Below are 13296 nucleotides of genomic sequence, written 5' to 3'. Positions count from 1 at the left end.
CCGAACTCAGTAGTGAAACGATGCATCGCCGATGGTAGTGTGGGGTTTCCCCATGTGAGAGTAGGTCATCGTCAAGATTCATTTCGCAAAACCCCTATCTGCGCATGCAGGTAGGGGTTTTGTCTTTATGGGCCAAAAAATCTGGCCCTGCTCGAATCTCAGCGGGCACGCCCGCTCCCGCGGCCTGATGGCATTCGGCCGTTTCATGTACGCATGATATCGTTCCCCTCTCAGCCATCAGCGCCTCCAGAGACCTTCCGATGCTCAACACCGCCCATCTCCACCCTGGCTTCATGATCGTCCACGGCAACCGCCTCGACGACCTGCGTAGCCTGGTAGTGAGCTGGATGCGTCGCTACCCGCTGGCGCCTCTGGAAAACGAAATTGCCCTGGTGCAAAGCAACGGTATCGCCCAATGGCTCAAGCTGGCCCTGGCTGAAGATCCACTGGAGGATGACCTGGGCGGCTGCGGCATCGCCGCTGCAATCGATGTGCAACTGCCCGGTAGCTTTATGTGGCAGCTGTACCGCAGCGTGCTGGGCCGTAGCGAAATTCCCGAAGTGTCTCTGCTTGACAAGGCACCACTGACCTGGCGCCTGATGCGCCTGTTGCCAGCGCTCATCGAGCGACCGCATTTCGAGCCACTGCGGCGCTTCCTCACCGACGACAGTGACTTGCGCAAGCGCTACCAGCTGGCCGAGCGCCTGGCCGACCTGTTCGACCAGTACCAGGTCTACCGCGCCGATTGGCTCAAGGACTGGGCCACTGGTGAGCATGTCATCAACACGGCCCGCGGCGAGCGCAAAGTCCTGCCGCCAGGCAACCGCTGGCAAGCCGAGTTGTGGCGAGCATTGCTGGAGGATGTTGGCGAGCAAGGCATGGCACAGAGCCGCGCCGGAGTACACCAACGCTTCATCGAGCGCATCAACAGCCTGGAGCAGGCGCCTGCCGGGCTGCCACCGAGGGTGATCGTGTTCGGTATCTCTTCGCTGCCGGCCCAGGCCCTGGAAGCGCTGGCAGGCCTGTCGCGTTTCAGTCAGGTCCTGTTGTGCGTACACAACCCATGCCGTCACCACTGGGCCGATATCGTTGCCGACAAGGACCTGTTGCGCCACCAGTACAAACGCCAGCAACGCAAGCAAGGCATGCCCTTGCAACTGGACGACCAGACACTTCACCAGCATGCCCATCCGTTACTGGCAGCCTGGGGTAAACAAGGCCGCGACTACATCAACCTGCTCGACAGCTATGACGACCCGGGCAGCTACCAGGGCGTGTTCAGCGACGGCCGCATCGACCTGTTCAGCGATGGTTCGCCCACCACGCTGCTCAACGAACTGCAGGACGACATTCTGGAGTTGCGCCCGCTCGCCGAGAGCCGCGAACTGTGGCCGCCAGTGGACACCACAAAAGACCGCTCGATCCGCTTCCATATCGCGCACAGCCCGCAACGTGAAGTGGAGATCCTTCACGACCAGCTGTTGGCCCGCTTCAGCGCCGACCCTACTTTGCGCCCGCGCGACGTGATTGTCATGCTGCCGGACATCGACACTTACGCGCCACATATCCGCGCCGTCTTTGGCCAGTTGCAGCGCAACGACCCGCGCTACATCCCGTTCACCCTGACAGACCAGGGCCAGCGTGGTCGCGAGCCTTTGCTGATCGCGCTTGAGCACCTGCTCAAACTGCCTGACAGCCGCTTCGCGGTCAGCGAAGTGCTCGACTTGCTGGACGTGCCGGCAGTCCGCGCCCGCTTCGGCATTCGCGAAAACGACCTGCCCACGATGCACCGCTGGATCGAGGGCGCTGGCATCCGTTGGGGCCTTGACGCCGAGCAGCGGGCGAGCCTTGGTTTGCCCGCCGGGCTTGAACAGAACAGTTGGCGTTTCGGCCTGCGCCGCATGCTGTTGGGTTATGCCGTGGGGGTAGGCGAGGCCTGTGATGGCATTGAACCCTACGATGAAATCGGTGGCCTGGACGCGGCACTGATCGGCCCGCTGGTCGCGTTGCTCGATGCGCTCGAAGTCGCCTGCCAGGCCTTGTCCGAGCCTGCTACCGTCAGCCAGTGGGGCGAGCGACTGCATGCTTTGCTGAACGTGTTCTTCCTCGCCGAGGACGAGGGTGATGAATTCCTGTTGATGCAGTTGCAGGATTTGCGCGATAGCTGGCTTGAGGTGTGCGAGACCGTTGGCCTGCACGACCCGCTGCCGCTTACCGTGGTACGTGAAGCCTGGCTGTCGGGCCTCGATCAGGGCAAGCTGTCGCAACGTTTCCTCGCTGGCTCGGTCAACTTCTGCACGCTCATGCCCATGCGCGCCATCCCGTTCAGGGTGGTCTGCCTGCTGGGCATGAACGATGGCGATTACCCGCGTGCGCAGCAACCGCTGGACTTCGACCTGATGGCCAGCGACTATCGCCCTGGTGATCGCTCACGCCGCGAAGACGACCGTTACCTGCTGCTTGAAGCGCTACTGTCGGCACGTGACCAGCTGTATGTCAGCTGGGTAGGGCGCAGTATCCGCGACAATAGCGAACGCCCGGCCTCGGTGCTGATCGGCCAGTTGCGTGATCACATCGCTGCGGGCTGGCATTTGGCCGACGCGCAGCAGGAGCAGCCCGCGAAACCGGGCGAGCAACTGTTGCACGCACTGACCCAGGAGCACCCGCTGCAGCCGTTCAGCCCTCGGTACTTCCAGAAGGGCAGCGCACTGTTCAGCTATGCCCATGAATGGCAGGTGCTGCACCAACAGGGTGAGGCAGATGAGCAGAGCGAGCCGGGCCTGCCGCCTTATCAGGACGCTGAAGCCCTGAGTCTGCACCAGCTGAATGATTTCTTGCGCCACCCGGTGCGGCACTTCTTCAGCCAGCGCTTGAAGGTTTACTTTGAGGCGCTGGAAGCGCCCACCCCGGACGAAGAGCCCTTCGTCCTCGATACCCTGCAACGCTACGGCGCCAGTGAAAGCCTGCTTGGCGCCGCCTTGGCCGCACCTGACAACGCCGAACAGGCCTTGCGCGCCCAGGCCCGACGCCTGCAGGCCTGCGGCTTACTGCCACTAGCCGGTTTCGGCGAACTGCTGCAAAACGAGTTGATCGAACCGCTGCCGGACCTGCTGCAACGTCACCAGCAATTGCTGCAACGCTGGCCACAGCTGGTCGAGGGCGCTTTGCCGGTGCATTTCGAGCTCGGTCAGCACCGTCTGGAAGGCTGGCTGGGCCGGGTGTTCCAGGCGGAAGATCAGAGCCTGCTCAGCATCACCACAGTACCCAACACCATCAGTGCCGGGCGCAACAACCTGAAGTGGCACCGCCTTATCGCGCCCTGGGTTACGCACCTGGCGGCCTGTGCAGCGGGCTACCCCTATAACAGTGCATTGGTAGCCAGTGACCTGACCCTGTTGCTTGCACCGCTGCCGCAAGCGCTGGCCGCGCAACTGCTGGGCGACCTGTTGGTGGCCCGTCAGGCGGCAATGAATGCGCCGTTGCCAGTCGCGGCCAAGACCGCATTCGCCTGGTTGGCCCAGGACGATGCCGATAAAGCAATGGCCGCAGCCGCTCGCGCCTACGAAGGCGACGAACGCACCAGCTTTGGCGAGCGAAGTGAAAGCATTGCCCTGGCCCGCCAGTTCCGGGACTTTGCAGCACTCACCGCTGACGAGACGTTTGAAGGCTGGTGCGAAACCTTGTACCGCCCGTTGTTCACCGCCCCTTGGCAGACCTTGGGCAACACGGAGAAAGGCGCATGACCCAGGACCGTCCTCTGGCACTGAGTTTCCCTCTGCACGGTAGCCAGCTGATCGAGGCCAGCGCTGGCACGGGCAAGACCTTCACCATTTCGGCGCTGTACCTGCGCCTGATCCTCGGTCACGGTGGCGAGCAGGGCTTCGAGCGCGAGCTGCTGCCACCGCAGATCCTCGTGGTGACCTTCACTGACGCCGCCACCAAAGAGCTGCGCGAGCGCATCCGCGCCCGCCTGGCTGAAGCCGCACGTTTTTTCCGTGGCGAACTGGAAGGCGCCGATCCACTGTTGCACCAGCTGCGTGACGATTACCCGCAAGAGACTTGGCCGCGTTGCGCCGGCCGGTTGGAAATCGCCGTGCAGTGGATGGACGAGGCTGCGGTATCGACCATCCATGGCTGGTGCCAGCGCATGCTGCGCGAGCATGCCTTCGACAGTGGCAGCCTGTTTACCCAGACCCTGGAAACCGACCACAGCGAGTTGTTGGGCCAGGTCATGCGCGATTACTGGCGGCGCTTCTGCTATGGGATGCAAGGTGACCCACTGGCCTGGGTGCGCAGCAACTGGGGGAGCCCCGACGCCTTGCTGCCGCGCATTCGCCCGCTGTTCGGCCGTGTGCGCGCCCAGCAGGATGGGCCAGAGCCCGCCGCATTGATCCAGGCGTCGCTGCAGCAACGTGGCGCACAGTTGGCGCGGATCAAGGCACCATGGGCGCAGTGGGCCGAGGAGCTGCGGCAAATCTGCCGCGATGCGCTGGCTGCCAAGCAGGTCGACGGCCGCAAGATGCAAGCCCGTTACTTCGAGCCCTGGTTCGACAAGCTCTGCGCTTGGGCCAGTGATGAGCAACTGGTAGAGCTCGACTTGGGCACCGGCTTTACCCGGCTGACCCCGGTGGGCATGGCCGAGGCCTGGAAGGGAGAACCTCCCGAGCACCCAGCTCTCAACGCCATGCAGCACTTGCAGCAACAATTGCAGGCCCTGGACAGCCCGGATGCCCCGCTGCTCGAGCACGCGGCCAGTTGGGTATCGGCGCGTTTCGAAGTGGAGAAGCGCCGGCGTGCAGAAATGGGCTTCGACGACATGCTCGTGCGCTTGCAGCACGCACTCGCCAGCGAGGCCGGCGAGCGTCTGGCCAGCCTGATCCGTGAGCAGTTCCCGGTAGCGCTGATCGACGAATTCCAGGACACCGACCCGGTTCAGTACGGCATTTTCGAGCGCATTTACCAGATCAGTGAGAATCGCGCAGAAACCGGCCTGTTCATGATCGGCGACCCCAAGCAGGCGATCTACGCCTTCCGGGGTGCCGACATCTACACCTACCTTGCCGCGCGACGTGCCACCAGCGGCCGCCTGCACAGCCTGGACACCAACTACCGCTCCAGCAAAGCCATGGTGGCGGCGGTCAACCAGGTGTTCCTGCAGGCCGAGGCGCGTGAAGCCGGGCGGGGTGCATTCCTGTTCCGCGAGGCCGATGACAACCCGCTGCCATTCATCGAGGTGCGCGCCAAGGGGCGGGGCGAACAGCTGCTGATTGACGGTGAAGTCAGTGCAGCCCTGCAATGTTGGCAGCTGGAAAGTGAAGAGCCAGTCTCCAGCAGCGTTTACCGCCAGCAACTGGCCGCCAGTTGCGCCAGCCATATTGTTGCCTTGCTCAATGGCGGCCAGCAGGGCACGGCGGGCTTCCAGAATGCCGAAGGCGAATTGCGCGCCTGTTTGCCCTCGGACATCGCCATTCTGGTGCGCGATGGTCATGAGGCGCAGATGGTCCGCGCCGAACTGGCCGCACGCGAGGTGCGCAGTGTGTACCTGTCCGATAAGGACTCAGTGTTTGCCGCCCAGGAAGCCCACGACCTGCTGGCCTGGCTCAAGGCCTGCGCCGAGCCTGACTCGGAGCGCCTGCTCAAGGCTGCTCTGGCCAGCCTGACACTGGGCCTGTCGCTGGCTGCGCTGGACCGGCTTAACCAGGACGAGCGGGTCTGGGAGAGCTGGGTGATGCGTTTTCGTCTTTACCGCGACACCTGGCAGCGCCAGGGGGTGTTGCCGATGTTGCGCCACCTGCTGCATGACTTCCAGCTACCGCGCACGCTGATCCGCCGCAGTGATGGCGAGCGGGTGCTGACCAACCTGCTGCACCTGGCCGAGCTGCTGCAGCAGGCTGCTGGCGAGCTGGACGGCGAACAGGCGCTTATCCGCCATCTGGCCGAGCATCTGGCCAGTTCCGGGCAGGCCGGTGAAGAGCAGATCCTGCGCCTGGAGAGCGACGAACAGTTGGTCAAGGTGGTGACCATCCACAAATCCAAGGGCCTGGAATATCCCTTGGTCTACCTACCATTCATTTGCACCAGCAAACCGGTGGATGGCAGCCGCCTACCGCTGGCCTGGCATGACAGCGAAGGTAACGCCCATCTCACCCTCACACCCGACCAGGAGCAGATCGAGCGCGCTGACGACGAGCGCCTGGCCGAAGATCTGCGCCTGCTCTACGTGGCACTGACCCGCGCCCAGCATGCTTGCTGGCTGGGTGTTGCCGACCTCAAGCGCGGTAATCAGAAGAGCTCGCAGCTGCACCGCTCGGCTTTTGGCTACCTGCTGGGAGGCGGTCTTGCCTTGGCTGGCTCGGCGCAACTGACGGACTGGTTGCAGGCTTTGGCGGCAAGTTGCCCGTATATCACTTGCCCAGGCCTGCCGCAGGCGGATGAGCAGATGTATCGCATGCCACACGCCGAACGTGAGCTGCTGCCAGCACGCAGGCCACGCCGTGCGGCTGCCGAGCACTGGTGGATCGCTTCCTACAGTGCCCTTCGTGTCGGTGATCAGACCCTCGGCGCCGACAGCTCGCAGGCCCAGCAACTGCTGGATGACGAGGTGGCCGACGCCCAGATGTTGCGTGAAGTCCCGGCCGACAGCGGCGATATCCATCGCTTCCCGCGGGGGCCTAACCCCGGCACCTTCCTCCATGGTTTGCTGGAGTGGGCGGGCCGGGAGGGCTTCAGCGAGGTCAGCGGCAACCCTCAGCTGATCGAGCGTACCGTTGGCCAGCGCTGCAATCGCCGTGACTGGGCCGGCTGGATCCCCACCCTGAGCCACTGGATGCAACGTTTGCTGGGCGAGGCGTTGCCGCTGCCGGGCGGCGACCAGAGCGTAACCCTGGGCCAGCTGCGTCATTACCAGATCGAAATGGAGTTCTGGTTCGCCAGCCACCGGGTCGACGCAGAACAACTCGATCGCCTGGTGGCGCGTTACACCCATCCCGGTCTGGCACGCCCGGCTGCGCAGCCGACCGTGCTCAACGGCATGTTCAAAGGGTTCATCGACCTGGCGTTTGAGCTGGACGGGCGTTACTACGTGACCGACTACAAGTCCAACTGGTTGGGTGCGGACATCCAGGCCTACGATGCCATGGCCATGGAAAAAGCGATTCTTGAGCATCGCTACGACCTGCAGTATGTGCTGTACCTGCTGGCCCTGCACCGCCAGTTGCGCGCGCGTCTGGCGGACTACGATTACGACCGTGATGTAGGCGGTGCCCTGTTCATCTTCCTGCGCGGTGCCAGCAGCAGCGGCCACGGCGTGTACCACGCCAAGCCACCGCGTGAGCTGATCGAAAGCCTCGATGCGCTGTTCCGTGGCGAGCACGCACCGGTACAGCAGGACCTGTTTGCCGGAGTTGCGCCATGAGCCGAAGCCTTGTCGACCTGTTGCCCACCCCGTTGCACGCAGAGCACCTGCTGGCGCTGGCACCACAGCACAACAGCGCTGACCTGCTGCAATTGCTCGACCGCTGGGTTGAGCGGGGCTGGCTACGAGCCCTGGACCGCGCATTCGTCTCGTTCCTGGAAGAGCGCGCCCCTAGCAGTGATCCCTTGCTATTGCTGGCGGCAGCGCTGGCCAGCCACCAGCTGGGGCACGGGCATGTCTGCCTCGACCTGCAACAAACCTTGGCCGAGCCAGATTTCGCCCTGTCGTTGCCGCCGGAAGGTGACGCCCTGATCGGCCCTTTGCTACTGCCATCGCAACTGCTGGCCAACCTTGACTTGAATGCCTGGCTTCAGCGCATCAGCGCTAGCCCGCTGGTGGCCGCAGGTGATACGCCTGGCCAGCAAGCGCGGCCACTGGTACGCAGTGGCGAGCGCCTTTACCTGCGACGTTACTGGAGTTACGAACGGCGCATCGACCATGCCCTGCGCCAGCGCCTGAGTCAGGCCGAAGCACCGCCTGCAGACCTGCCAGAGCGCCTGGCACAACTGTTCGAGGGCGGCGCGCCAGCTGGCCAGGTGGACTGGCAGAAGCTCGCCTGTGCCTTGGCCACCCGTGCCGGTTTCAGCATCATCACGGGCGGTCCCGGCACCGGCAAGACGACCACCGTGGTGCGCCTGCTGGCGTTGCTGCAGGCGCCGGCAGTGGAGCAGGGCAGGCCACTGCGCATCCGCCTGGCTGCACCGACCGGCAAGGCCGCTGCGCGCCTGACCGAATCCATTGGCCAGCAAGTCGAGCGCCTGCAAGTCAGCGCCGAAGTACGCGGGCAAATCCCTACTGAAGTCAGCACCGTGCATCGCCTGCTCGGCAGCCGCCCGGGCTCGCGGCACTTCCGCCATCATGCTGGCAACCCCTTGCCGTTGGATGTGCTGGTGGTCGACGAGGCGTCGATGATCGACCTGGAAATGATGGCTAACCTGCTCGATGCCTTGCCGCCGCGGGCGCGTCTGGTGCTGCTGGGCGACAAGGACCAATTGGCCTCGGTCGAGGCCGGCGCGGTGCTGGGTGACCTGTGCCGAGATGCTGAGGAGGGCTTTTACTCACCGGCGACTGCAGCGTGGCTTCAGCAGGTCAGCGGCGAGTTGCTGGCCGGCAGTGGCCTCAAGGCCGGCGATGAGCAGCGTCACCCGCTGGCCCAGCAGGTGGTGATGCTGCGGTTTTCACGGCGTTTCGGTGAAGGCAGCGGAATTGGCCAGCTGGCCAGACTGGTCAATCGTCAGGATGCTCACGCGGCGCGCAACCTGCTGGCCACGCCGCCTGCCGACGTGCACAGCCTGTCGCTCAAGCACGAGCAGGATCGTGCTTTCGACCGCCTGTTACTCGACGGCCTGAACCGCGGGGCCGATGGCCCGCAAGGCTACCGCAGCTACCTGCGCACCCTTGGCCGTTACCGGCCGGCACTTGATACCGGCTTTGACGACCCCGCCTGGGAGCAATGGGCGGGCAAGGTGTTGCGCAGTTTCGAAGATTTCCAGTTGCTATGCGCGGTGCGCCGGGGCGCCTGGGGGGTTGAAGGCCTGAATGAACGGGTGGCGCGGGTGCTGCACAATGCCGGTCTGATCGACAGCCAGCAGCCTTGGTACGAAGGGCGCCCGGTGCTGGTGACCCGCAACGACTACGGCCTTGGCCTGATGAACGGTGACATCGGCATTGCCCTGCGCCTGCCCGATGAGCATGGCCAGCCGCTGCTGCGTGTGGCCTTCCCCCGCAACGACGGCAGTGGTGGTGTGCGGTTCGTTCTGCCGAGCCGGCTCAACGAAGTGGAAACGGTATTCGCCATGACCGTGCACAAGTCCCAAGGCTCGGAGTTCAGCCACACTGCCTTGGTGCTGCCGGATGCGCTCAACCCGGTGCTGACCAAGGAACTGGTGTACACCGGCATCACCCGGGCCAAGCATTGCTTCAGCCTGGTCGAGCCACGTCAAGGCATCTTCGAAGAAGCGGTGGCGCGCAAAGTACGGCGTATTTCCGGGTTGATGCTCGAACAGGTCTAGGGCCATGAAACCCATTACACGTGGCCGCATGCTCATACAATAAAGCGGCCATGTGCTATCGTTGCGCCGATATCGGAAGGGGCTTGAAGGGATTTCCCACATGAACGTGGCCGCAAGGCGAGTGACAAGCTGTGCGCTTTCGCTATTGCTGGCCGTCCTGTTCCTTTCTGCAGGCGCTGCCCAGGCAGACCCCGGTACAACTGCCGCCCAGGCACAGCAACGCGCCAAGGCAGTCACCCAGGTAGTACTGGGTATCTTCAGCTACGCCCGCTGGCCCGTCGAACCTTCTCCTTTGCGCCTGTGCCTGGTCGGCCCGACCGAGTACGCCGACGATCTCATCAAGGGCCATGTCCAGGAGTCTGGCCGGCCGCTGCAGGTGCGGCGCCTGCTGGCAGAAGACACCCAGGTCGCCCAGGCCTGCGATGCCATCTACATCGGCAAGCTTGACCAGGGCCAGCGGGATCGACTGTTCCAGCGTATCGGCGGCCGCCCGGTGCTGAGCATCAGCGAGGCGGATGACCCCTGCACGGTCGGCAGCCTGTTCTGCCTGCGGGTCAGCGACCAGCAGGTGGCCTTTGAAGTCAATCTCGACTCGGTGGCACGCTCTGGCGTGCACATTCACCCCAGCGTGCTGCAATTGTCGCGGCGCCGGGCGGAGCAGCCATGAAGCCGACCCGCAAGCGTACCGTGCGCCCGACCCTGCGCTCGGTGCTGGGCCGTGGCCACCTTAGCGTCGCCTTGCTTGCCGTTGGCCTGGCGGGTATCTCTCTTACCCTGCTGGGCGTGCTCGCCCTGCGTGTCTATGCCAACCATAACCTGCAGCTGATCGCCCGCTCGATCAACTACACCGTAGAAGCGGCGGTGGTGTTCGATGACAGCGCCGCCGCCAATGAATCGCTGGCGTTGATTGCCAGTACCGAAGAAGTGGCCGAGGCCAAGGTCTTCAACAACGAGGGCGAGCAACTGGCGCACTGGCAACGCGACAATACCGGCATGCTCGCGCAGCTGGAGGTGCAGGTTGCCACTGCCTTGCTGGAAGAGCCGGTCATTCTGCCTATCGTGCACCAGAACCAGCAGGTTGGACACATCGAGCTGGCAGGTCAGGGCAGGAGCCTGTTGCTGTTCCTGCTCAGCGGCTTGGCCGGGATTCTGTTCTGCACGGTCCTCAGCGCCCTGGCTGCCCAGTATCTGTCGCGGCGCCTGCTCAGCGATATCACCCGCCCGCTGCGTGGCCTGGCCAGTGTCGCCCATGCCGCCCGCCGCGAGCGCCGCTTCGACCGGCGCGTACCAGAAGCGCCGATTGCCGAGCTCAACGAACTGGGTAACGACTTCAATGCGCTGCTGGATGAACTGGAGGTGTGGCATAGCCACCTGCAGAGCGAAAACCAGACCCTGGCCCACCAGGCCAGCCACGACAGCCTGACCGGCTTGCCCAACCGCGCCTTCTTTGAAGGGCGCCTGAGCCGCAGCGTGCAAAATGCGGCGCGCCAGCAGGACCACCTGGCAGTGCTGTTCCTCGACAGCGACCACTTCAAGCAGATCAACGACACCCTCGGCCACGCCGTGGGTGACGAGGTGCTGATCAGCGTGGCCGAACGTGTGCGCGCCCAGCTGCGTGAGCAAGACCTGGTGGCGCGCCTGGGGGGCGACGAGTTTGCCGTGCTGTTGACGCCTTTGCATTCGCGCAAGGACGCCGAACACATTGCCGAGAAGATCGTCGCCAGCATGAAGCTGCCGGTGCAACTGGACAGTGGCCGCAGTATCTCTACCTCGCTGAGTGTCGGTATTGCCTATTACCCGGATGACGGCGCTGACCCCGCCAGTCTTCTCAATGCCGCCGATGCGGCAATGTACCAGGCCAAGCGCAAACGCCGTGGCCATTGGCAAGTGGCGCAGACGGAACGGTCCGCCAACGAAATCAGGAACAGGAGTTGAACCCGTGATGCAAGCTTTACGATTCCCGCTTTGGGCCTTGTTGCTCGCCCTGCTGGCGCTGACCGGTTGTCAGAGCGCACCCCCCAAGGGCCTTACCCCAGAACAGATTGCTGTGCTCAAGCGCGAAGGTTTCACCCCGACCGATGAAGGTTGGGCCTACGACTTGTCTGGCAAAGTGCTGTTCGGCAGCGATCTGGACAGCCTCAACGGCCAGAGCCAGGCGATTGTCGAGCGTATCGGCAAGGCGCTGCTCGGCGTTGGTATCCAGGGCGTGCGGGTGGACGGGCATGCCGACTCGTCGGGCAAGGCGGCATACAACCAGCAACTGTCCGAGCGCCGCGCGCAAAGCGTGACCAAGGCGCTGGTGGAGGTTGGCATGCAGGCGCAGAACATTCAGAGCCGCGGCCTGGGCAGCAGCCAGCCGGTGGCGGACAACCGCACCAGCGCCGGGCGTACCGAGAACCGTCGGGTGTCCATCGTGGTAGCGTCCTACTGATCGTCGCCGCACGGGCTGTCACAATCTCCAGTGGGAGCGGGCGTGCCCGCGAAGCAGGCAACGCGGTGTTTGGCACCGGCTTCGCCGGTGTTCGCGGGCAAGCCCGCTCCTACAGGATCTGTGCTTGTCTTTGGAAATGCGCAGGCCCATCAGTCACATATCCCCAGTGGGAGCGGGCGTGCCCGCGAAGCAGGCAACGCGGTGCCTGGCACCGGCTTCGCCGGTGTTCGCGGGCAAGCCCGCTCCAGCAGGATCTGTGCTTGTCTTTGGAAATGCGCAGGCCCATCAGTCACATATCCCTGTGGGAGCGGGCGTGCCCGCGAAGCAGGCAACGCGGTGCCTGGCACCGGCTTCGCCGGTGTTCGCGGGCAAGCCCGCTCCTACAGGGGCTGTGTTGCCTTCGGAAATGCGCAGGCCCGTCAGTCCTGAGCAAAGCGCATCTCGCGGGTTTGCCCCATCAACAACGGCGCATTCGCCTCGGTCACCCCGCGGATGTAATCCCACAGCAGGGTAATGCGCTTCAACTTGCGCAAGTCTTCCCGGCAGTACATCCAGAAGTGCCGCGTAACCTCGATCTCCTCCGGCAACACCGTGACCAATCGCGGGTCCTGCGCGGCGAGGAAGCACGGCAATATCGCCAGCCCACGCCCCTGCAGCGCTGCGGTGTACTGCGCGATCACGCTGGTACTGCGCAGATGCGCGCTGGCGTTGGGGATCAGGTTGGCCAGGTACAGCAGCTCGGAGCTGAACGCCAGGTCATCCACGTAACTGATGAACGGGTGTTTGGCCAAATCCCCCACCTGGCGGATCGGCGCGTGGCTGTCCAGGTAATCCTGGGTCGCGTACAGGCGCAAGCGGTAGTCGCACAGCTTGCAGCACACATAAGGCCCATGCTCGGGCCGCTCCAGCGCGATGACGATGTCCGCCTCACGCTTGGACAGGCTGATGAAGTGCGGCAGCGGCAGGATGTCCACCGAAATCGCCGGGTAGGCGTCGACGAAGTGGCTTAGCTGCGGCGTGATGAAGAAGCTGCCAAAGCCCTCGGTGCAGCCCATGCGCACATGGCCCGACAATGCCACCCCCGACCCGGACACCTGCTCGCAAGCCATGTGCAGCGTGCTCTCGATGGATTCGGCATATCCCAACAGGCGCTGGCCCTCGGCGGTCAGCACAAAGCCGTTGGTGCGCGACTTTTCGAACAGCAAGGTGCCCAGCGCGCCCTCCAGCGAGCTGATGCGTCGCGACACGGTGGTGTAGTCCACGCTCAGCCGCTTGGCAGCACTGCTGGCCTTGCGGGTGCGAGCCACTTCGAGGAAAAACTTCAAATCGTCCCAGTTGAGCGCGCTCAGGGATGTGAGGTCTTTTTGCATGATGATCCG

7 protein-coding genes are annotated in these 13296 nt (G+C 64.0%); 6 read left to right on the top strand and 1 reads right to left on the bottom strand.

Annotated elements, in window-relative coordinates; all coding sequences use genetic code 11:
- The first annotated feature begins 260 nt into the window (after positions 1–260).
- The 6 genes from recC to INQ47_RS21120 all read left to right on the top strand — a co-directional run bounded on the left by recC (position 261) and on the right by INQ47_RS21120 (position 11917).
- The gene (recC, locus tag INQ47_RS21145; protein ID WP_404702511.1) at positions 261–3743 is read left to right on the top strand and encodes an exodeoxyribonuclease V subunit gamma; all 3483 of its coding nucleotides are present in this window, start codon (positions 261–263) and stop codon (positions 3741–3743) included.
- The gene (gene recB, locus INQ47_RS21140) at positions 3740–7414 is read left to right on the top strand and encodes an exodeoxyribonuclease V subunit beta (protein WP_404702510.1); all 3675 of its coding nucleotides are present in this window, start codon (positions 3740–3742) and stop codon (positions 7412–7414) included. Before recC ends, recB begins: the two co-directional genes overlap by 4 nt.
- Positions 7411–9486, top strand: a complete 2076-nt coding sequence (gene recD / locus INQ47_RS21135; RefSeq protein ID WP_404702509.1) for an exodeoxyribonuclease V subunit alpha — start codon at positions 7411–7413, stop codon at positions 9484–9486. Before recB ends, recD begins: the two co-directional genes overlap by 4 nt.
- A gap of 100 nt (positions 9487–9586) precedes the next feature.
- Positions 9587–10153 (top strand): YfiR family protein, encoded by a 567-nt coding sequence (locus INQ47_RS21130; protein ID WP_021784316.1) that lies wholly within the window; start codon positions 9587–9589, stop codon positions 10151–10153.
- A complete protein-coding gene (locus INQ47_RS21125; protein ID WP_404702508.1) occupies positions 10150–11421 on the top strand; it encodes a diguanylate cyclase domain-containing protein in 1272 nt (423 codons plus the stop codon). The genes INQ47_RS21130 and INQ47_RS21125 overlap by 4 nt, the downstream gene beginning before the upstream one ends.
- A gap of 4 nt (positions 11422–11425) precedes the next feature.
- A complete protein-coding gene (locus INQ47_RS21120) occupies positions 11426–11917 on the top strand; it encodes an OmpA family protein (RefSeq protein WP_392519162.1) in 492 nt (163 codons plus the stop codon).
- Positions 11918–12336: 419 nt separating this feature from the next.
- On the opposite strand, the gene INQ47_RS21115 is transcribed toward INQ47_RS21120, so the two are convergent.
- The gene (locus INQ47_RS21115; RefSeq protein WP_404702507.1) at positions 12337–13287 is read right to left on the bottom strand and encodes a LysR family transcriptional regulator; all 951 of its coding nucleotides are present in this window, start codon (positions 13285–13287) and stop codon (positions 12337–12339) included.
- Positions 13288–13296: the final 9 nt, after the last annotated feature.

The sequence above is a fragment of the Pseudomonas sp. 3HC3 genome (genome assembly GCF_044904505.1).
GTDB lineage: Bacteria > Pseudomonadota > Gammaproteobacteria > Pseudomonadales > Pseudomonadaceae > Aquipseudomonas > Aquipseudomonas putida_Y.
The sequence above is the reverse complement of the archived record's forward strand: the minus strand, read 5'-3'. Positions and strand labels throughout refer to the sequence as shown.